We start from the raw sequence: 20,531 nt of genomic DNA on the forward strand, positions 1-20,531 counted from the left end.
GACGTCAGTGCAGGGTGCCCTCTTCCGAGGAGAGGAGTTCGTCGATCGCGGCGAAGAAGGCCTGGATCCCCGGCAGGTTTCCGCCCTTGGCGCGGGAGGCCGCGAAGTCGGCCGGGGAACGCCACTCGACGATGTCGAGCCATTCGCCGCCGGGCAGTTCGACGAGTCTGGCGCTGAGGAAACCTTCCCGGTCGGCCTCGAAGTCGGCGATCATCGCGCCGCGTGCGGTCAGGAGGTCGGTCGTGTGCTCAGGAGAGACGCGGAACCTGGTGATCTCTAGTGTCGTCATCACGCCAATATAGTCATGATTAGTGACTAAATAGCGGCAGCTCTCTTGTGCAGGGTGTCCAGGACGGCGATCACCGCGAGCGCGACGACCGCGGCCGCGACGGCGACGACGTAACACCACGGGGCCGGCAGGTAGTTGGCCGCGACGAGCCAGCTCGGGCCCTTGTCGGTGAAGACTCGGAAGATGATCGCTATCGGGCCCTCCCAGATGCCCGCGACGAGCGTGAGAAGCATTGCCACCCGATACCAGGCTTCGTTCACTTTCCGCTCCTCTCAAGATACGAACGTATCAATGACACCACCGCGCAAGCCGCTAGGACAGGCGATACGTCACGGTAATCAGGCGATTAGGCTGGGAGCGTGCGTGACGAAATGACGTGCCCGGTCTGTCGTGGCGCGGTGCGGCCGGTCACTCGCGGACGCCGTCCGGTCTACTGCTCCCGCGCCTGCCAGGCACGGGCCTACCGGTCCCGCAGGAACCCGCCGGTGCCGGCGCCCGCCGAGCCGGAACCGGCGGGGCGGCGCCGCCAGATCGCCGAGGCGGTCTGGCGGATCGCCGCCGAGCGCGGGCTGCAGATGGCCACCGTCCGCGAGATCGCGGCCGAGGCGGGCGTGTCACCCCGGGTGGTGCAATACCACTTCACCGACAAACACCACTTGCTGCTGTACGCCCTGCAGACGCTGCAGAAGGAGAACGAGCGCCATGGCCGGCAGCGGATCGCGGCGCTGGGGCACGATCCCCGGGTGCTGCTGCGGGCCACCCTCGAAGAGCTGCTGCCGCTCGACGACCAGCGCCGGATGAGCCTTCGGGTGATGACCGCCTACTACGCGCGGAGCCTCACCGACCCCGCGCTGGCGGCGGTCTTTCTCCACGAGGGCAGCCCGCTGGAGGATCTGGTCGCCGCCCTGATCTCGGCGGCCGGTCTCCGGCCCTCGATCGACGCGGGCCGGGAGGCCGATCTGCTGGTGGGCGGGGTGAGCGGGCTAGGGCTCGACCTGCTGCACCGCCGCCGCACCCGGGCGGACGTGCTGCGCACCATCGACTACCACCTGAACCGCATCCTCAGTAGCGGCTGAAGGGGTCTCAAAGGGAGGCCAGGATCAGGTTGGGGTCGGTGGCGGTGAGGTAGGCGGCGCTGAGGACGTAGAGGGTCCGGCCGCGTACGGCCACCGAGGTGGGGTTCTGCAGTCCGGCGGTGAGCAGCGTCGAGGTGTGGCCGTGCGCGTCGATGCGGACGACCTTGTTCGGCGCGTTCAGGGTCGCGATGACCTGCTCGTCACGGGTGAAGGCGATGTCGTCGATGCCGGCCAGGCCGGTGGCCTTGACCTGCACGGGGCCGGGCCGGCCGTGCTTGATCGGGATGCGGAGCAGGGTGCCCTGGTCGAGGTTGGTGGCCCAGACCGCGCCGTGCCGCACCTTGATGCCGTTGGCGCCGAGGAAGCCGGTCGCGGCCAGTTCCTTGGCCGACGACCAGGTCCGGGCGATGCCGCCCTTCAACGGCACGGTGGAGATCGTGCCGAGGACCGAGTCGGTGAGGTAGAAGGTCTCGGCCGGTTCGTCGTAGGCCAGGCCGTTGGGCAGGCCGTTCGCCGGGAGGGCGGCGATCCGGTGCGGGTTCCGGCCGGGGTTCAGCCGGTAGAGGCCGGTGGTCGCGGCGTCGCCGCTGGCGTACAGGAAATAGAGCGTGCCGTCGGCGACGCGGACGATGCCGGTGGTGAGGGCGAAACCGAGCACCGGGGCGGCGGTGCCGCCGTCGGGGAGGGTCGCCAGGATCTTGACGGCTCCGGACGGGCTGATCGCGGCGATCTGGCGGGCGGAGGCGAAGGTGACGTAGGCCGTGCCGTCGGGGGCGAGGGCGATGTTCTCCGGTTGCTGGCCTTTCGCCAGGTCGAAGTGCACCGCGATCCGGGAGGAGGGCGTCGCGTCGGCGGGGGCCGCGGCCACCAGGCCGATTCCGGCGGCGATGGCGAGGGCGAGCAGTCTGTTGCGCATCTCTGGTCCTGTCTGGATGAGGGCGTGCGGCATCGGGCGCTCTGGTCGGAGCGCCTGTCTGAGAGGGGAAGGTCAGCTGATGACGGGGGCGGGGCGGGAGGCCTGCCCGGTCACCACGCTGTGGACGAGCAGGGTCATCGCGGCGTGCGAGGGTGACCCGGATTCGGTGGTGGCGACCACGACCGACTGGTCGTCGGCGGTGCGCAGCGTCTGCTGGGTCACGTGCATGGTGCCGACCAGGGGGTGGCGCATTTCGTACACGGAGTCACCGCCGGTTTTGACGCGGTGGTCGGCCCACATCGTGGCGAACTCGGCGCTCTTGACCGTCAGTTCCCCGATCAGCGCGGTGAGCTGAGGGTCGTCAGGGTGGCGGCCGGACGCCATCCGCAGGCTCGCCACCACGCCCCTGGCCTTGGCGGGCCAGTCGGCGTAGAGGTCGCGGGTGTGCGCGTCGAGGAACACCAGGCGGGCCATGTTGGGGCGCTGGGACAGATGACCCGCGTAGAGGGCGTGGCCCAGGGTGTTCCAGGCCAGCACGTCGCTGTGCCTGCCGAGCACCACCACGGGCACGTCGCCGAGCGCCGCGATCAGCTGACGGGTCGCCGTGCTTACCCGCTCGGGCGCGGGCTTGCGGACGGTGGTTCGGCGACGGCCGCCGGCAGCCAGTTCGTGCAGGTGGCGGCGTTCGGCGTCGTCGAGGCGGAGCGCCCGCGCCAGCGCGTCGAGGACTTCGGGCGAGGCGTTGGACGACTGGCCCTGCTCCAGCCGCGAGTAGTAGGACGCGCTGACCCCGGCCAGCAGCGCCAGTTCTTCGCGACGCAGCCCGGGAACCCGGCGGCGGCCGCCGTAGGTGGCCACCCCCACGTCTTCAGGTCGCAGCTGGGAGCGCCGCGTCTGCAGGAACTCCCCGAGCTGTCGTCTCGTGTTCATGGCTCAAGTATTCGCCGCCGGTTCGCGGCCCTGCCACACCCTGCCGGGGTTAGGCACGCGCTCAGCGGGAGAACCAGCGGAGCCGGCGGGCGCTCCGGTAGCGGATGCGCAGCTTGCCGTAGCCGAGTTTGCCGGTCACCCGCAGGTGCGTCCGGCCTGGTGTGGGCACGCCCGAGACCTCGGAGTTGACGCTGCCCCATTCGCACTGCACGTCGTTGACGTCGGCGCTCGCGCCGGGCGGCAGGGTGATGGTGGCGGAGCCGTATTTCAGCTTGAGGTCGAAGACGATCTCCGGGTATTCGACCACCGCTTCGCTCAGGTCGAGGTAGGGATGGCCGTACACGGAGTCGATGCGCAGCACCCGGGGGACCCGCCACTGCCCCGACCGCGTGATCTTGCTCGCCTTGGAGGTGATGGTCACCACCTCGCCCGGACGTTCGGGCAGATCGGCGGTCAACGGGACCAGATCACCGTGGGACACGGCGGTCAGGGCGCGCTCGACTCGCAGTTCCATCTCGTCCGAGGCCAGGCGGCCGTCGGCGAACGCCTGCTGGAGGCGTCTGACGGTCGTCTCCCGGTCCTGGTCGGAGGCACGGGCTTCCAGGTCCATAGGGCCACCTTTCCGATGGTTGACAATTTACGGGGTGAACGACTCATCCTTAAGGGGGACGGGGTACGGCATCAGATCATGGATGACGATGTCCGGGCAGGGATCCTGGCCCACTGGGAGGCCTCCGAACGCGGAGACGTCGAGGCCGAGCACGCGATCTACGCCGACGACGCGATCCTCGACTACCCGCAGTCGGGCGAGCGCTTCCGGGGCCGGTCGAAGATCCAGGCCCAACGGGGCGGACACCCGGCCGAACGCCACTTCACCGTCGGCCGGATCCAGGGCGGCGGCGGTCTCTGGGTGAGCGAGGTCGTCATCACCTACGACGGCGTGCCGACCCACTCGGTCAGCATCATGGAGGTCGCCGACGGCCTCGTGACGCACGAGACCCAATACTTCGCCGACCCGTTCCCGGCGCCGACCGGCCGCGCCGCACTGGCCGATTAGGAGAGGACGCCGGACAGGAACCTCGACTCGTCGAGGATCTCGGGCGTGAACCTGACGCCGGTGATGCGCTCGATCAGGATCAGGCCGGGCCCCCGGTAGAGGTCCTCCTCCTCGCCGATCCCCTCCATGGTCTCCGCGAGTTCGGCGGGGACCTCCTCGGAGTAGCCGTCCTGGGCCCGGAAAGCGAACCGGATCTCGCCGTCTTCGATCCAGCGGAAGTCCTCCAGGTCCTTGATGTCGAGGCGGTAGAGGGAGACCAGGCCGGTGCCCGCCGACAGCGGCACCGTGAACTCGTCGTTGGCGCCGAGCCAGCTGTTGTACTGCGCGACGAACGCCCACCCGCCGACGCTCGTGACCGCGACGAACTCGGTCTTGTAGTCGTGGCGGGCACCGGCGTCGATCGACTCGTCGAGCGTCATCCAGGTGAAATCCTCAACCCGGCCGCCCATCCGGGCCACGAGCTGCTCGGGGGTCAGCCCCCGGACGAAGATGAAGCTGAAGGCCTCCGCGAGGCCGGACTCGGAGAACCAGGCGTAGTCGGTCATGCGAGCGATCATGGCAGGCCGTTTGTCGGTAGTGATCGATAACGTCCGCGCATGTCCCCTTGGCGGCAGGTCCGCGAGATGATCGAGAACGACGCCGACCTGTCGGCGCACCTGACCGGCCTCGGCGATGCCGACCGCAAGGCCGTCGCCGCCGAACTGCCCGGATATCTGGCCGGGCGGCTGCGTGACGAAGGCCGCTGGAAGGTCGCGGAGCAGGCCCACGCGTTCCGCGCCGCCGGGGCTGCCTGCTTCGCCGGCGCCGCCCAGGTCGCGACCTGGCTCAACCGCCGGGAACTGCGCGAACCCCGCGAGCCGAGGGTCGACGCCGCGTGGATCCTGAGCGTCTTGCGCCATCGGCCGGACGCGTGGCGGCGCGATCTCGCGCACCGGCTGGTCACCGGGCTACGGCCGGGCGGGCGCAGGGGCTGGCAGAACGTCGACGGTCAGCCCGGCTGGGACCTGGCCGCCTCCCTGGTGATCGAGACGGGCATCGAGCCGCCCGAGAACGACCCCTTCGTCGTCGGCTGGATCTGGGACCTCTGCGGTCGGCACTGGACGGGCGCGAAGATCGACGCGGTCCGCGACCACCCCCTTCTCGACGTGATGGTCTCCCGGCTGTTCGCGGCCGAAGGCGTCAGCGCCCCGCTGACCCACGACCGGAAATGGAACGCCCACTATCACCAGCACTCCGTCATCGGCGCGCTGGCCGACCTGGCCGCCGAGGGCCGGCTGAAGCGGCAGGCCCTGATCGACGGTTGCGCGGCCCGCTTCCTCACCCACGGGCAGGACCGCGACATCGATCCCTTCGTCCACCTGTGGATCCAGCTCCGGCCGGCCCCGGCCGAGCTGCCCGCGGTCGACCTGGTCCGCGTGCTGCCGATCGCGGCCGTCCCGCTCGCCCTGCTGGCCGTCGATGAGTTACGCCGCTACGACGACGCGGTGGGCCTGAGCCCCGACCTGTTCGCCGAGACGGTCGGCGCGCTGGCGTTCCGGCCGGAGAAGAAATACGCCACGACCGCACTCCAGTGGATCGCCCAGGCGCCGCCCGACCGGGCCGACGGCGCCCTCGCCGCCCTCGCGCTGATCTTCAACCAGGAAACCCCGGCGCTCCGCGCCCGTTCCGTACGACTCGCGGTCCACCTGGCCCCCCACGCCACCCCCGAGACGATCGACACCATCCGCGAGGCCGCCACCGCCCTCCCGGCGGACCTCCGAACCCGGATCGCCGCCGTTTTCGGCAAGGTCGCCACGCCAGCGGCCGAGACACCCGTGGCCGGCGTCCTGCGGGTCACGTTCTCGCCGCCCGAGATGCCGCCGCCGATCGTCTCGGCGACCGAACTGATCACCGCACTCGACTCCCCGCCCTCGTTCAGGTGGACGGACGTCGAGCGGACCCTGGCCGCGTTCGTCGAGCTGACCCATCGCGACCGCGCCGCGACCGTCGAGGCGCTGCGGCCCTGGTGGGAGGAGAACTGCAAGGGGTACGGCGACCGCCTTCATCCCAGTGCGAGCAGTCACACCGCCTACAACCCCTACTCCCTGCTACGACACTGCGTGAGCGCGATCGTGTCGCCGGAGCAGAGCGTCGCGACGTCCCTTCTCAACGCCGAATACCTGCACGGGAGTCGTCGATATCGCACCCCGCTCGACCACGTGTTCCCCGACCGGCTGCGCGAGGTCGTCGCCCTGCTGGAGTCAGGGCGGACGTTTCCGGTGCTGCTGGCCACCCCGACGACGCCCACCGGCCACGTCGACGCCGCAACGCTGGTCGGCCGCCTCGAACTCCTGGGAGACCACGAACCGCTCCCTCTCGACTTCTGCCAGGCGCTTCTGCGGCTGCCCCGCTCGGTCGAACCCGAGGTGCTCGCCCGCGCCGAGAAGCTGACCTCACCGGCCGGGCGGCGACTGGCCGCGTGGCTGCGCGAAGGCGGTCTGGCCGAACCGATCATGGAGTGTGGCATCGACGCCATGATCCGCACCATCGCCTATGAGACCTATCGGCGAGTTCCCGCGATGCACGCCCGCACGAAGCCGGGAACGCCGGACCTGCCGCGACTGATCGCCGACCTGTGCACGCTGGAGCCGAAGGAGTACTGGGCGGGACTTTCCGACGACATGTCGTGGTGGCCCGCGATCATGCCGTCGCACCGGGAGGTGGTCGCCGCCCACGTGCTCGAATGCTTCGCCGTGGGCTTCTCGGGCAGCCGGGTCAAAGCGGGGGTGCTGACGACGCTCGTCCAGTGTGACGGCCCGGTCGGACGGGCGACGGCGAGTGCCGTCGTGACGGCGCTCGGGCGCGAACAGGCCGAAGAGCGGTTGTCCGCCGTCGACGCGGTGAAGATCCTCGCCGTGCCTGCCCGCGCTGCTGCCGTCCGGCGCGGGCGAACGTCCGCCGACCGGTCTGGCGGAGCTGCTGGACGTGGCGGTCAAGGCCGCCGCCCTCGCGGGAACGCAGGGCGAGGTGCCGAAATTGGCGGAGTTCGCCGCGCGTAAGGGCGGAAGCCGGGCGGTCGAGTCGGCCCGCCTTCTCCTGACGACGATCAGTCAGGACGGCGCGCCGTTCAGCACTTCGACCTCGCCGGTGTCCAGGGAGTAGAACGCGCTCACGACCGCCAGCTTCTTGCCGTTGACCAGCGGCGCCAGGTCGCGGTTGCCGCGCAGTGCGTCGGCCGTCAGTTTCACCTGGGTCTTGGCCATCGTCTCGATCGGGTCGGCGCTGCCCTCGTTGACGGTCTGCTCATAGGCGGGGCGCAGCGCTTCCACGATCGCCTGGAGGTTCCCCGGCAGGGGCTTCGCGTCCTTCAGGGCCTTGTACGCCGCCTCGATCGCCCCGCACCGCTGATGTCCCAGCACCACGATCAAGGGGGTCCCGCCGGTCATCGGGCCGTATTCGACCGAGCCCGTCACCACGGGACCGACGGCCTGGCCGCCGGTGCGCATCACGAACAGGTCGCCCAGGCCGGTGTCGAAGACGAGCTCGGGAGGCACGCGAGAGTCGATGCAGGCCAGCACCACGCCGTAGGGCTGCTGTTTGGCCGCCAGGAGTTCGCGCCGGGTCGGGTCGCGGTCGGGGTGCTGCAGGGCTCCGGTCACCCAGCGGCGGTTGCCCGTCATCAGGCGGTCGAAGGCGCTCTTCGGCGAGTCAGGATAGGCCTGGGACGCGGTGGAGACCGGTACCGCTCTGAGCGTCGTCTCGGTCGTGGCGCAGCCGCCGAGTGCGAGGGAAACGGCACCTGTCAGTAGCGTCCTTCGCCCCATACCGTCCATGACCTGGATCTTTTCCTCCTTGGGCCATCAAAGAGCCCGGAGAAAGGTCAAAACGGTGTACGGCGACCGCTGCCAGGTGGCGGTCGCCGCGGCTTGGTCAAGGGGCTTTAGAGGTCGCCGCTCTCGATCCGCTGCTTCAGGCCCGACTGGATGCCCTGGTGCGCCTGCACGCCGGAGGTCAGCGCGAGGTCGATCAGCTCATCGGGCGTCTCGAAGGTCAGGTTCTCGGTGACCTTGGTCTTGGTCAGGCCGACCTTCTCGAAGGTGATCTTCTGGTGGGTCACGATGTACCCCGTCGACCACGAGTCGACCGTGTAGAAGAAGTCAGCCAGGTGCAGCACCTGCCGCGCGTGCGTGTTCAGCGTGATCGGGGCCGGTGCCACCGGGATGACCTCGATGGCGGTGAGGTTCTTGGTCCGCTTGCCGAGCCGGGTGGTGTCGCTGTGGGTGATCACCTGCTCAAGCACGGGGTTGGCGCCGATGTGGTTGTTGAAGTTCGAGTATTTCGCGAAGACTTCAGCGCGGGGCGCGTTGATGACGATGGAGATGCTCTGTGACGCGCGCGACCGGCCGGCCGGCAGCGGGTTCGCGACCTGCGTGAACTTGTACGTGTTCCAAGTGGACAGCCACTCCTGTGCGAGGGGGTCGGTCGTGGCACGCGCCGGCGCACCGAAGACCGAAAGCACAAGGGACATGGCGAGGAGGGGAGCGCTTAACAGACGAAGCAGCCTCGAGTTCATAAGCAGAACATTTATCGCATTCCGCCCACGAGTACACCTCCCATGATCACATCTGTCAGTGATTGCCAATTTTTGCACTGGCCAGCACGGACAAGGCGCAGGTCGTGCCGAAAGCGGACAGCGACCGGGTGGTCGCAAGCAGTTGAATTCTTAACCATCTCATCTTTATGATGGTTCCGGTCGGCCTGTTTTGTGGGCTAGATGTGGTTGTTGGAGTAGCTCTGTCACGGTTTGAGGCGGGTAACCTTGACCGCGCTCCCACGGCCGAGTGGCCCGATCGTCCCGGGGCAGCGTCGTCGCCGCTGGACTCCGGCTCGGAATACTTCGGAATCAAGCCCTTGAACAAAGACAACAGGTGATAATTCTCGGGTGCCAAATCAGGGGTCGGGCGACATCTGGGACACGCAACCATTCGCGCATCTCGGCACTCCATTGGAGCCGCTCTATCGCTCGATCCTGTCGGTTTTCGTCCAGGCCAAGGATCGATTCCTGGTCCATCTCCGCCCCGAGGACGTCGCCGTCGAACTCGGCCGCGACAACGACGACGCGCTGATCTCCGCTCTTGAGCGACTCGTCCACTGGGGAAATCTGAGGGCCGACGCCGACACCGGACGGGTCACCTCGGTCGAGGACTTCCATCGCAAGCGATACCTCTACCAGCTCACCACCAGGGGATACGCCGCCGAACAGGCGCTCGCCGTCTACGAGGAAGCGGTGGCGCAGCGGGGCGCGCTCCAGTCGGTCGCGCTGGCCGACATCGCCGATCAGCTTGAGGCACTCGTCAAGCTGGCGAGAGAGTCCGAACTCGATCCCGTGCGGATCCATTTGCTCCTACTCGGGCTTGCCGATCGATTCGCCTCGCTCGCTGGAAACGCCCAGGCTTTCATGGGCTCATTGCGCCGCGCGATCGACTTCTCCGACGGTGACGTCGACGGATTCATCGAATACAAGGAACGCCTGATCGATTACATCGACAGGTTCATCGCCGATCTCGCGAACTTCGGCGCCCGGATCGCGGTGCTGCTGGACGAGGTGGAGGCGGTCGGTCATGAACGGTTGCTGCTCCTCGCGGCCCGGCGCGAGGCGGCCGACGCGGTTCCGGACGGCGAAGAGGTCTCCGGGGTCATCGACAGAGCCGAGCGGGCGGCGTTCGAGGCGTGGGAGAACCGGTGGCGCGGGCTGACCGGGTGGTTCGTCTCCACTCGTACACAGAGCTCTCAGGCGAAGCTGCTGCGCCAATCGGCCGTCACCGCGATCAAGCAGCTGATCGACACGGTCGGGCTGCTGAACGAGCGGCGGTCGGGGCGGTCGGACCGGTCGGCCGACTTCCGCACGCTGGCGCGCTGGTTCGCCGGCGCCCCCGACGACGACGCGGCGCACCGGCTGTGGCGGGTCGCCTTCGGGCTGAACGCGGCCCGGCATCTGACCGTCACCGGTGCCACCCTCGACACCTGGCGGGAGGACGAGCCCGGGGCGGCCACCCCGTGGGCGGAGGCTCCGCCCGTGCGGATCTCACCCCAACTGCGCAGGACGGGAGCGTACGAGCGCCGGGGCAAGCCGAACAAGATCCGGAACCGCGATGAGGAGCGCAGGTTCCTGCGGCTCCAGGCCGAACGAGAAGACGCCGAGACCGCGGCGGCGCGGGCCCGGCTGGGCACCGACGGGCCGGTCCGGCTTTCGAGCGTGGATGTGCTCGATCCACGTGTGTTCCGGCTGTTCCTGGGGCTGCTCGGTGATGCGCTGTCGGCGCGGCTGCCCGGTGAGACCGAAGTCAGAACCGTCACGGCGGACGGCTCGTTCGAGATCAGGCTGGCCGTCGTCCCGGGCGGTGGCGACGTCCACATCGTCACCGATGACGGGGTCCTCACCGGCCCCGAACACCTCATCGAGATCACCGACCTGATGGGGGACACGTGACCGACGACGCCCGCAGAGCGGCGCTACGGGCACTACTGGCCAAGCCGCTGCTCACCGCGGAACACGACGGCGAGGCGCTGCTCAAGGTCCGGCGCTGCGAACGGGAGCTGCGCGAATGGCTCACCCGTGAGACCGGTTGGCGACTCCACGTGGAGACGGAGACGGCCCGCCTGTTCAAGAGGGCGCCTGCCACGACCGATGCCACCCATCCCGCCCGCGGCCGGTCCCAGGAACCCTTCGGACGCCATCGTTACGTGCTGCTGTGCCTCGCACTGGCCATGCTGGAGCGGGCCGACGCCCAGACCACGCTCGGCCGGTTGGCCGACGAGGTGCTGACCGCGGCGGCCGAACCCGACCTGGATTTCTCCTTCTCCCTGGAGACCCGCGCGGATCGGACCGACCTGGTGGCGGTCGTCCGGCTGCTGATCGACTGGGGTGTGCTGCGCCGGGTCGCCGGCGAGGAGGAGGCGTACCTGTCGTCATCCGGGGACGTTCTCTACGACGTGCGGAGAGGGGTGCTGTCGGCGCTGCTCACGGGGGTGCGGGGGCCGTCCACCATTGACGCGCCCACCCTGGACGAGCGGCTCGCGGCGCTGGCGGACGAGGCGCTACCCGACACCGACGACCTGCGGAACCAGGCCCTGAGACGGGCCCTCACCCGTAGGCTGCTGGACGAACCCGTCGTCTACTACGCGGATCTGAGCGAGCCGGAACTCCTCTACCTCCAGTCCCAGCGACACGCCATCACCCGCCGCATCGAGGACGCGACCGGGCTGATCGCCGAAGTGCGGGCCGAAGGCATCGCCATGGTCGATCCCCACGACGAGCTGACCGACATCCGCATGCCGGAGCAGCGCACCGACGGTCATCTCACCCTTCTCGTCGCCGAATATCTGGCCGGAGCCGGCACGGCCACGCTCACCGAACTGCACGCGTTCGTCCGGGACGCGGCGGCGAAGCACAAGTCCTACTGGCGCCGGGGCGTCACCGACACAGGCGCCGAGGTCGACTTGGTGGCCGGTGCCCTGGGCAGGTTGATCGCGCTGAGCCTCGCCGAGATGTCCGGCTCGACGGTCACCGCCCTGCCCGCGATCGCGCGCTACGCCCTCGACGAACCCACGATCAAGGAATCTCGATGACGCTGCCGCTGCCCGACGCCGAGCGCTGGAAGCCGCTGCGCGCCGGTCTCGTCGACATCTTCCACTACGACGCGGAGGAGTTCCGCTTCCACGACGGGCGGCTGCTGCTGCGGGGCAACAACGGCACCGGGAAATCGAAGGTCCTTGCCCTGACGCTGCCTTTCCTGCTGGACGGCGAGCTGTCCCCGCACCGGGTCGAACCCGACGGTGATCGCGGGAAGCGGATGGAATGGAACCTCCTGCTCGGGGGCAGGCACCCACATCCCGAACGGCTCGGCTACACCTGGCTGGAGTTCGGGCGCCGTGCCGCCGACGGGACCATGGAGTACAAGACGATCGGTTGCGGGCTGAAGGCCGTGAAAGATCGCGGCATCACCCGGCACTGGTTCTTCATCACGGCGCAGCGCATCGGGGCGGAGCTCTCTCTCGTCTCCGCCGGTGTCACCGTCACCAGGGAGAAGCTGCGCGACGCCCTGGAGGGGCGGGGCGCCGTGTACGACCGGGCGTCGGACTACCGCAGAGCGGTCGACGCCGCCCTGTTCGGGTTCGGCGAACACCGCTATGAGGCGCTGGTCAACCTGCTGATCCAACTGCGCCAGCCGCAGTTGTCGAAGAAACCCGACGAGAAGCTGCTGTCCCGCGCGCTCACCGAAGCCCTGCCGCCGCTCGACGCCGCCCTCGTCGGCACCGTAGCCGAGGCGTTCCGCGGTCTCGACGAGGAACGCGACGCCCTGCGGGCGCTGACCGAGGCGAGCCGCGCGGCCGACGACTTCCTCGTCCACTACCGCCGCTACGCGATGATGGCCACCAAGCGCAGGGCCGGGGTGCTCCGAATCGCCCACAGCCGCTACGAACATCTGGGCCGCGACCTCATCGAGGCCGACCAGCAGTTGAAGTCGGCGCTTGAGGAACTCGCCGCCGCCGAGGAGCGGCTGGCCCAACTGGAGAACGATCGGGTCCGTCTGGAGGCCCGGCAGAACGCGCTCCGGCAGAGCCCCGAGATGCGCGACGCGCAGCGGCTCAAGGAGGTTGGCGAGGAGGCCAGGCGGCTGGCCGCCTACGTACAAGATCGAGCCAAAGACGAGGCCGAGCGCGTCGGCCGCCTCGGCCGGGCCCAGGGCCGGGCCCTTCGGCTGGCCGAGCAGCGGGAACAGACCGATCGCGAGCTCGCCATGGCTTTCACCGCCGCGCGGGAGGCCGCCGACCTCGGTGGATGTGCGGCCGATCACGACGTCGCCGTGGGCGGCTGGGAGGGCGACCTGCCCGCGGTTCGACGCGCCGTCCAGGAATTGGCCCGGCGGCGGCGTCAGGCAGTACAGGAGCTGGAACGGAGGTTCGCCGCCGTCGATGCGGCGCGGGTGCGCTGGCAGAAGGCCGACGACGAGGTGCGGCGGATCACCCGCGAACTCCAGCAGGCCGCCGAGCGCATCGCCGAAGGCGACAGGGAGGTGCTCACGCGGACCGAGGATCTCGCCGCTCGCTACTTCGCCTACCTGGCCGATCTCGCCGAACTGGTGCTGCCCGATCCCGACGACGTTCTCGCCCGGCTGGAGACCTGGTCGGTCAACGCGACGGATGCCAATCCGGCAGCCGCCCTCGTCGAGGAGGCGGCACGCGCCGCAACAGTCGCCCTCACCCGGGCCGATGCGGAGCTGGAAAGCGCCGAAGCCGAGCGCCGCCGCCTCGCCGGGCGACTCCGCGACGAGATCGGCCGGCTCGAATCCGGTGTCGGTGACACGCCTCCGGTCCCACACGTCCGTGTCGCGGGCGACCGGGATGGCCGTCCGGGAGCGCCGTTGTGGCGGGCCGTGGACTTCGCCGATGCTCTCGCCCCTGATCAGCGGGCCGGTCTGGAGGCGGCGCTCGAAGCGTCTGGGCTGCTCGACGCGTGGATCACTCCTGACGGGACGTTGCTCGCGACCGACGACACCTTTCTGCTGACCGGCCCGCCCGCCTCCGGTCAGACCTGCGCGCAGGTACTGAAGCCCGCCGTCGACCGCGCCGACCCGGCCGCCGCCATGCTCGGGGACGAGGTGATCGCTTCGGTGCTGAACCGGATCGGACTTGGTCCGGGCGGTGTCACCTGGGTCGCGGCGAACGGGCACTGGGCCAACGGCGTCGTGAGCGGCCGGTGGCGGAAGGACGCCGCCGTCTACATCGGTGAGGGCGCCCGCGAAGCGGCCCGCAGGGACCGGCTGATCGCCGTCCGCGCCGAACTCGCCATGGTCGAAACCGTCGTCGAAGACCTGGTCGCCGACCGGCGACAGCTGGCCGGACGACTCGACCGGCTCGCCGCCGAACATCGGGACCTGCCCTCTGACACGCCGTTGCGCGAAAGCCACCTGCGGCTCGCCGGCGAGCACCGCCGCAGACAGGAACTCGACGGCGACCTGGCCTCCGCCGCCACCGGGGCCGAACGTCTCCGCCTCGAAACGGAGGTCGCACGGGCCGCCGCCACCGAGTTCGCCGGCGATGTCGGGCTGCCCGCCGAACCGGCCGGACTGCCCGAGGTGAAGGAGGCGATCGCCCGCTACGAACTGGCCTTGGCCGCCCTGTGGCCCACCATCGCCGTCGCATTGACCAATCGCAAGGCGGCGATCGACGCGGCCGAAGACGTCGACGGCCTGCGCGAGCAGGCCGCAGAGGCCGCCGGGAAGACGGAGACGGCCCGCGTCAGCGCCGCCGCCGCCGAGGAGACCCACCGGGCGCTGGTGGAGACCGCCGGAGCAGGTGTCGACGAGCTGTTCCGGCAGTTGCGCGATGTCGAAACGGAGCTCACTCGCCGCAGGGACGCCGAACACGAGACCCGTCGTCGCGAGCACGCGGCCACCCTCGCCAAGGGGAAGGCACAGGGACGGCAGCAGTCGTTGCAGCGGGAGATCGGCCAGGCGACCGTCGTGCGGGACGCCGCCGTCGAAGGGCTCCGGACGTTCACCGCCACCGGCATCCTCCACCTCGCTCTGCCCGGCGCCGAACTCCCCGACCTCTCCCGCCCGTGGACGCCGACCGCCGCCGTCCAGCTCGCCCGCACCGCCAACGCCGAACTTGAGGCCGTCGACGACGCCGAAGCCGTGTGGGACCGCAGCCAGAAACGGGTCACCGAGGAACACAAGATCCTCTCAGACGCGATGTCCCGGCACGGCCACTCCGTCGGGCTGACCCTCAGCGACGGGATCATGCTGGTGGACGTCATCTTCCTGGGACGCACCCGTGACATCCCCGAACTCGCCGCCGCCCTCACGGAGGAGAACCGGCACCGGGCCAGGGTGCTGTCGGTCCGGGAACGGGAGATCCTCGAGAACCATCTGCTCAGCGAGATCGCCGGCAACCTCCACGAACTGATCGCCGCAGGCGAGGAGGAGGTCGCCGCGATGAACGAGGAGCTCACCGCCCGTCCCACCTCGACCGGGATGACCCTTCGCCTGCTCTGGCGCCTGGCCAGGAACGCTCCTGACGGGTTGCCGCGCGTCCGCGCCAAACTCCGCCAGACCATCGACGCGTGGGACGAGGACGACCGCGCCGCGGTCGGGACGTTCCTCCAGAACCAGATCGCACGTGAGCACAGCGAGAACCCGTCCGCCGGCTGGGTCGACCAGCTCACCCGGGCGCTCGACTACAGGTCGTGGCACGAGTTCGCCATCCAGCGCCTCCAGGACGGCCAGTGGCGTTCCGCCGCCGGGCCCGCCTCGGGCGGCGAACGCGTCCTCGCCGCCTCGGTCCCTCTGTTCGCCGCGGCCTCCGCCTACTACAAGTCGGCCGGGAATCCCTACGCCCCCCGCCTGGTGGCGCTGGACGAGGCGTTCGCCGGAGTCGACGACGACTCCCGCGCCAAGTGTCTCGGCCTGCTCGCCACCTTCGACATGGACGTGGTCATGACCAGCGAACGCGAATGGGGCTGCTATCCGCAGGTGCCGGGCCTGGCGATCTGCCAGCTCTCCCGCCGCGACGGCATCGACGCCGTTCTCGTCACCCCATGGCGGTGGGACGGCCGCGAGCGGGCCCGCACCTCCCGGCCGAACCCGTTCATCACTGCGGAACCTTCGTCGCCGGCCGCCGGGGAGGACCTGTTCACGTGACCGAAGAGAGGCTGCGGCGGCTGATCGGTGGAGAGCCCCTTGCATGGTTGGTCGAACGGGTCCGCCAGCGGATCGCCAAAGACGCACCCCTCACCGGAACCGTCACCCTGTCCGCTCCCACGCCGGAGCAGCGGCGTGCCCTCGCGGCACTTCTGGGCCGCAGACCCGCGACGGGCTCCTCGCTGACCGTAAACCTCCGGGACGTCGACGAGCTCCTCCGGACCACCGGCCACGGCGGACTCGCCGCAGCCGTGACCGCCCTCAACGGCCCGATCCCCTCGCTCCCCGACGCACGTCGGCGGGCGGGAGACGCCTGGACGGCGGCATATCGCCCCCTCGAAGACGCCGTGGCCAGCCGTCCCGAGCTGGCGTCCTGGCGGGCGTGGCTCGACTCCACCGGGCTGCCGCGCCGGCTCGCCCCCGATCCGGCCGATGCGGCGGTGCTGCTGAGCGGGTTCGCCGCCGTGCTCGGCAGACTGCCCTCGCCGTCGATCCCCCTCGGCCGGCTCGCGGCGGAGACCTGCGGCGACGCCCACGCCCTCGACGAGGGACGTCCGCTGGCCACCCTCACTCTCTCGGCGATCAGGGCCCTGACCGGACGGCCGTTCGCCGGTGAGACGTCCGCAGAGTCGCGCCGGGCCACCTGGGCCTCGGCCGGGGTTCACCTGGACGAGCTGTCGAACACCGTCCTGACCCTGGGCCTGGTGGCCGATCCCGCCACCCCGCTCGGCGCTGTCCTTTCCGGGCACAAGGACGCGGGTGAACCCGCCTGCCTGACGCTCCGCCAGCTTCGCCGGCACCCTGTGCCGATCAAGGCCACTCGGGTTCATCTGTGCGAGAACCCCGTGGTGGTCGCGGCGGCAGCCGACGATCTCGGGCCGGACTGCCCGCCACTGGTCTGCGTGGGCGGTCAGCCTTCTGCCGCCGTCTGGCACCTGCTCAGCCTTCTCCGCGCTGGCGGCGCCACTCTTCTCTACCACGGTGACTTCGACTGGGGCGGCGTCGAGATCGCCACGTCGCTGCACACCCGAGTCGGGTTTCTCCCGTGGCGCTACACCGCTGCCGACTACCTGGCGGCTCCGGCCAGTCGGCCGCTCAGCGGCCGTTCGCGTCCCACCCCCTGGGATCCGTCACTGTCGGCAGCCATGATCAACCGTGCGGTCCGCGTTGAGGAAGAACTCCTCTTGGACGCTCTTCTGACCGACCTTTCCGCAGGTTGAGAGGACGGTCGACGGCCCGATGGTCGTCAGTGCGCCGGGGCATCCGCTTGCGTGACTGTTGACGGTGATTTACGCTCCACGTCAAGTTAGGAAACCTTCCTAACTACTCCTCAAGGAGCGCCTATGTTACGTAGCACGCTCGTCGCCCTGCTGATCCTGACCGGCCTGACCACGGTCAGCTCGCCGGCCCAGGCGGCTCCCGTCCTCATCTCCGCCGGGAAACCGGCCACCGCCTCGTCCATAGAAGCGACCGGCCTGGAGGCGGGTAAGGCGGTCGACGGTAACACCGCCACCCGCTGGGCCTCCACCGAAGGCGTCGACCCGCAGTGGATCAGGGTCGACCTCGGCGCCAGTTACTCACTCTCCCGCGTCAAGCTGACCTGGGAGGCGGCCTACGCCTCGGCGTACCGGATCGAGATCTCTCCCGACGGCGGGACCTGGTCCACCGCCTACTCCACCACGACCGGCAACGGCGCGACGGACGACCTGACGATCTCAGGGACAGGTCGTTATGTCCGCGTGTACGGCACCGCCCGCGGCACCGTGTGGGGCTACTCCCTCTGGGAGTTCGAGGTCTACGGCGAGACGCCGACAGGCGGTGACACCACCGCGCCGAGCGTGCCGGGCAGCCTGCGCTCCACCGGCGCCAACGCCACCAGCGTGTCGCTCGCCTGGAACGCCTCCACCGACAACGTCGCTGTGACCGGCTACGAGGTGCTGCGCAACGGCACCCAGGTGGCCACCGCCACCGGGACCACCCACACCGACACGGGACTGACCGCGAGCACGTCCTACCAGTACACGGTCCGGGCCAGGGACGCCGCAGGCAACCGCTCGGCGACCAGCAGCGCGATCACCGTCCAGACCACCGGAGGAACCGGCGGCGGGACCCCGGTGGCGGCCAACGGTCAGCTGAGCGTCTGCGGCACCAAGCTCTGCAACGAGAACGGCAAGCAGATCCAGCTCAGGGGCATGAGCAGCCACGGCATCCAGTGGTACAACCAGTGTCTCAACACCGCCTCGCTCGACGCCCTGGCCACCGACTGGAAGGCCGACGTCCTGCGGATCTCCATGTACATCCAGGAGGGCGGCTACGAGACCAACCCGCGTCTCTACACCGACCGCGTCCACAGCCTCATCGAGCTGGCGAGCGCCCGCGGCATGTACGCCATCGTCGACTGGCACATGCTCACCCCAGGTGACCCCAACTACAACCTGACCAGGGCCCGGACGTTCTTCACCGAGATCACCCAGCGGCACAACGCCAAGAAGAACGTCCTGTACGAAATCGCCAACGAGCCCAACGGCAGCGGCGTCACCTGGTCGGTCATCCGCAACTACGCCAACCAGCTCGTCCCGACGATCCGTGCGAACGACCCCGACGCGCCGATCCTGGTCGGCACCCCCGACTGGTCGTCGCTCGGCGTCTCCGGCCCCGGCGACCAGACGGACACGATCCGCGCCAACCCGGTCACCGGCACCAACATCATGTACACGTTCCACTTCTACGCCGCCTCGCACGGCACCCAGTACCTGAACGCCCTGTCGCGGGCCGCCGACCTGCTGCCGATGTTCGTGTCGGAGTTCGGCACCCAGGAGGCCTCGGGTGACGGGCCGAACAACTTCAGCCGGTCGCAGCAGTACATCGACCTGATGGCCCAGAAGAAGGTCAGCTGGGTCAACTGGAACTACTCCGACGACAACCGCACGGGCGCCGTGTTCACCAGCGGGACCTGCGGGACCGGGCCGTACACGGGCACCAGCCGGTTGAAGGAGGCAGGGGTATGGGTGCGTGACCGCATTCGTACCGCCGACGACTTCTGACCGTCGCGGTCAGCCCATGGATTTCTGACCGTCGACGGCTTCGCGAATGATGTCGGCATGACCGGCGTGCTGGGCGGTCTCGGCGATGATGTGCAGCAGCACTCGCCGGGCCGTCCAGCTGTCCTCCTGGTTCCACGGGGCCTTCGGCAGCGGCTGGGTCGCGTTCAGGTCGGGCAGGCCGGCGACCAACTCGTCGGTCTGCCGCCCGACCTTCTCGTATTCGGCCAGCACCCCTTCGAGGGTGTCGCCCGGCAGCATGCGGAACTCGTCGGCCCGGCGCTGCCAGTCGGCCTCGGTCATGTCGGTGAAGTCACCCATGGCCTTCGGGCCCTCCACGATGAACTCGGCCCAGCCGCGCTCGACCGAGGTGACGTGCTTGACCAGGCCGCCCAGGCACAGCTCACTCACCGTGGTCCGCTGACCGGCCTGCTCGTCAGTCAGGTTCTGGGTGGTGTAGCGGAGGAGGCCGCGGTGCTTGGCCAGGGTCGCGAGGAGGTCGTTTCGTTCGTCCATGAATCCAGCTTGTCGCCAATAGGGGTCACTTCCTGTCCTCTATGACGACCAGAATCGAACCATGGCGAACACCAGCAACCGGACCCTGCGGCTGCTCTCCCTGCTCCAGGCCCGCCGCTACTGGCTCGGCGGCGAGCTGGCCGACCGGCTCGGCGTGTCGGTCCGGACCCTGCGCCGCGACGTCGACCGGCTGCGCGAGCTGGGCTATCCGGTCGAGTCGCAGCGCGGCGTCGACGGCGGCTACCAGCTCGCCGCCGGAGCGGCCCTGCCACCGCTGGTGATCGACGACGAGGAGGCGGTCGCCCTGGCCGTGGGGCTCCAGGCCGCCGCGCAGGGCGCCGTGGAAGGGATCGCGGAGTCGTCGGTACGGGTGCTCGCGAAGGTCGTCCAGGTCATGCCGGCCCGGTTGCGGCACCGGGTCGAGGCGCTGCGCACGATGACCGTGCCGAGCGGATGGAGCGGCTCACCCCGGGCGGGCATCGACCCCGACATCCTGACGGCGGTCGCCCTGGCCTGCCGCGACCAGGAACAACTCAGCTTCGCCTACACCGCCGCCGACGGCCGCGAGTCCGACCGGCTGACCGAGCCGCACCGGCTCGTCTGCACCGGGTTTCGCTGGTATCTCGTGGCCTACGACCTGACCAGGCACGACTGGCGCAGCTTCCGCGTCGACCGGATGACCGCGCCGGAGAAGACCGGCACCCGGTTCCGGCCCAGGGAGTTGCCCGCCTCGGACGCGGCCGCGTTCGTGAAGGCCGGGCTGGAGAGCGCGCCGAAGCCTCATGAGGTCGAGGCGCTGATCGAGGCCCCGGCCGAGGTCGTGCGGGAGCGGATCGGGCGGTGGTGCACGGTCGAGGAGATCGACGCCGGGCGGTGCCGGATGGTGATGACGACCAACTCACTCGACTGGCCGACGATGGCGCTGGGGAGCGTGGGGGTGGAGTTCCGGGTCGTGCATCCGCCTGAGCTGGCCGAACAGCTGCGGGAGTGGGGAGCGCGCTTCCAGCGGGCCTAGCGGAGGC

Annotated in this window: 18 protein-coding genes; 9 read left to right on the plus strand and 9 right to left on the minus strand. The window is 69.7% G+C overall.

The genetic code is table 11. The annotated features are described in order from the left end of the window. Positions 1-4: 4 nt before the first annotated feature. Positions 5-289, minus strand: a complete 285-nt coding sequence (locus AW272_RS00495) for an antibiotic biosynthesis monooxygenase (RefSeq protein WP_066359958.1) — start codon at positions 287-289, stop codon at positions 5-7. A gap of 26 nt (positions 290-315) precedes the next feature. After that, on the minus strand, positions 316-549 hold the full coding sequence (locus AW272_RS00500; RefSeq protein WP_157518071.1) for a hypothetical protein: 234 nt from the start codon (positions 547-549) through the stop codon (positions 316-318). Between the two features lie 99 nt (positions 550-648). On the opposite strand from AW272_RS00500, the gene AW272_RS00505 reads away from it, so the two are divergent. Next, positions 649-1,365 (plus strand): TetR family transcriptional regulator C-terminal domain-containing protein, encoded by a 717-nt coding sequence (locus AW272_RS00505; RefSeq protein WP_218010749.1) that lies wholly within the window; start codon positions 649-651, stop codon positions 1,363-1,365. A 7-nt stretch (positions 1,366-1,372) separates the two neighbouring features. Here the strand turns inward: AW272_RS00505 and AW272_RS00510 are convergent, their stop codons facing one another. The 3 genes from AW272_RS00510 to AW272_RS00520 all read right to left on the minus strand — a co-directional run bounded on the left by AW272_RS00510 (position 1,373) and on the right by AW272_RS00520 (position 3,821). Continuing rightward, positions 1,373-2,281: an NHL repeat-containing protein gene (locus AW272_RS00510; RefSeq protein WP_066359961.1), complete on the minus strand. Its 909-nt coding sequence runs from the start codon at positions 2,279-2,281 to the stop codon at positions 1,373-1,375. Positions 2,282-2,353: 72 nt separating this feature from the next. After that, positions 2,354-3,211 (minus strand): helix-turn-helix domain-containing protein, encoded by an 858-nt coding sequence (locus tag AW272_RS00515; RefSeq protein ID WP_066359965.1) that lies wholly within the window; start codon positions 3,209-3,211, stop codon positions 2,354-2,356. A 61-nt stretch (positions 3,212-3,272) separates the two neighbouring features. Continuing rightward, complete coding sequence (locus AW272_RS00520) at positions 3,273-3,821, minus strand: DUF1707 SHOCT-like domain-containing protein (protein WP_066359967.1); 549 nt, start codon at positions 3,819-3,821, stop codon at positions 3,273-3,275. Between the two features lie 78 nt (positions 3,822-3,899). Between AW272_RS00520 and AW272_RS00525 the strand changes: the two genes are divergently transcribed. Then, positions 3,900-4,268 carry a nuclear transport factor 2 family protein gene (locus tag AW272_RS00525; protein ID WP_066359968.1) on the plus strand — a complete coding sequence of 123 codons (369 nt, stop codon included), beginning with the start codon at positions 3,900-3,902 and terminating at the stop codon, positions 4,266-4,268. Here AW272_RS00525 and AW272_RS00530 read toward each other — a convergent pair. Next, positions 4,265-4,813 (minus strand): DUF6461 domain-containing protein, encoded by a 549-nt coding sequence (locus tag AW272_RS00530; RefSeq protein WP_245657148.1) that lies wholly within the window; start codon positions 4,811-4,813, stop codon positions 4,265-4,267. The two genes, AW272_RS00525 and AW272_RS00530, sit on opposite strands and share 4 nt — an antisense overlap. Positions 4,814-4,864: 51 nt before the next feature. Here AW272_RS00530 and AW272_RS00535 point away from each other — a divergent pair, with 51 nt between their 5' ends. Further along, positions 4,865-7,306, plus strand: coding sequence for a DUF6493 family protein (locus AW272_RS00535; RefSeq protein ID WP_066359974.1), 2,442 nt, complete (start codon positions 4,865-4,867; stop codon positions 7,304-7,306). A 51-nt stretch (positions 7,307-7,357) separates the two neighbouring features. On the opposite strand, the gene AW272_RS00540 is transcribed toward AW272_RS00535, so the two are convergent. Both AW272_RS00540 and AW272_RS00545 read right to left on the minus strand, forming a co-directional pair. Further along, on the minus strand, positions 7,358-8,080 hold the full coding sequence (locus AW272_RS00540) for a carbonic anhydrase (RefSeq protein WP_174551779.1): 723 nt from the start codon (positions 8,078-8,080) through the stop codon (positions 7,358-7,360). Positions 8,081-8,187: 107 nt separating this feature from the next. Beyond that, positions 8,188-8,775 carry an SRPBCC family protein gene (locus tag AW272_RS00545; RefSeq protein ID WP_157518074.1) on the minus strand — a complete coding sequence of 196 codons (588 nt, stop codon included), beginning with the start codon at positions 8,773-8,775 and terminating at the stop codon, positions 8,188-8,190. A 414-nt stretch (positions 8,776-9,189) separates the two neighbouring features. On the opposite strand from AW272_RS00545, the gene AW272_RS00550 reads away from it, so the two are divergent. The 5 genes from AW272_RS00550 to AW272_RS45895 all read left to right on the plus strand — a co-directional run bounded on the left by AW272_RS00550 (position 9,190) and on the right by AW272_RS45895 (position 18,996). Continuing rightward, complete coding sequence (locus AW272_RS00550; protein WP_245657149.1) at positions 9,190-10,737, plus strand: TIGR02677 family protein; 1,548 nt, start codon at positions 9,190-9,192, stop codon at positions 10,735-10,737. After that, on the plus strand, positions 10,734-11,876 hold the full coding sequence (locus AW272_RS00555) for a TIGR02678 family protein (RefSeq protein ID WP_066359977.1): 1,143 nt from the start codon (positions 10,734-10,736) through the stop codon (positions 11,874-11,876). Before AW272_RS00550 ends, AW272_RS00555 begins: the two co-directional genes overlap by 4 nt. Then, positions 11,873-15,952, plus strand: a complete 4,080-nt coding sequence (locus AW272_RS00560; RefSeq protein WP_066359979.1) for a TIGR02680 family protein — start codon at positions 11,873-11,875, stop codon at positions 15,950-15,952. The genes AW272_RS00555 and AW272_RS00560 overlap by 4 nt, the downstream gene beginning before the upstream one ends. After that, a complete protein-coding gene (locus AW272_RS00565) occupies positions 15,949-17,172 on the plus strand; it encodes a TIGR02679 family protein (protein WP_066359980.1) in 1,224 nt (407 codons plus the stop codon). Before AW272_RS00560 ends, AW272_RS00565 begins: the two co-directional genes overlap by 4 nt. 123 nt (positions 17,173-17,295) lie before the next feature. Then, positions 17,296-18,996: a cellulase family glycosylhydrolase gene (locus tag AW272_RS45895; protein WP_083957779.1), complete on the plus strand. Its 1,701-nt coding sequence runs from the start codon at positions 17,296-17,298 to the stop codon at positions 18,994-18,996. A gap of 9 nt (positions 18,997-19,005) precedes the next feature. Here AW272_RS45895 and AW272_RS00575 read toward each other — a convergent pair whose 3' ends face one another. Continuing rightward, the gene (locus AW272_RS00575) at positions 19,006-19,509 is read right to left on the minus strand and encodes a DinB family protein (RefSeq protein ID WP_066359982.1); all 504 of its coding nucleotides are present in this window, start codon (positions 19,507-19,509) and stop codon (positions 19,006-19,008) included. 61 nt (positions 19,510-19,570) lie between these two features. On the opposite strand from AW272_RS00575, the gene AW272_RS00580 reads away from it, so the two are divergent. Next, entirely contained in the window at positions 19,571-20,524 is a 954-nt protein-coding gene (locus AW272_RS00580) for a helix-turn-helix transcriptional regulator (protein WP_066359985.1), read from the plus strand. Positions 20,525-20,531: the final 7 nt, after the last annotated feature.

The organism is Herbidospora mongoliensis (assembly GCF_001570545.1).
Taxonomy (GTDB): Bacteria; Actinomycetota; Actinomycetes; order Streptosporangiales; family Streptosporangiaceae; genus Herbidospora; species Herbidospora mongoliensis.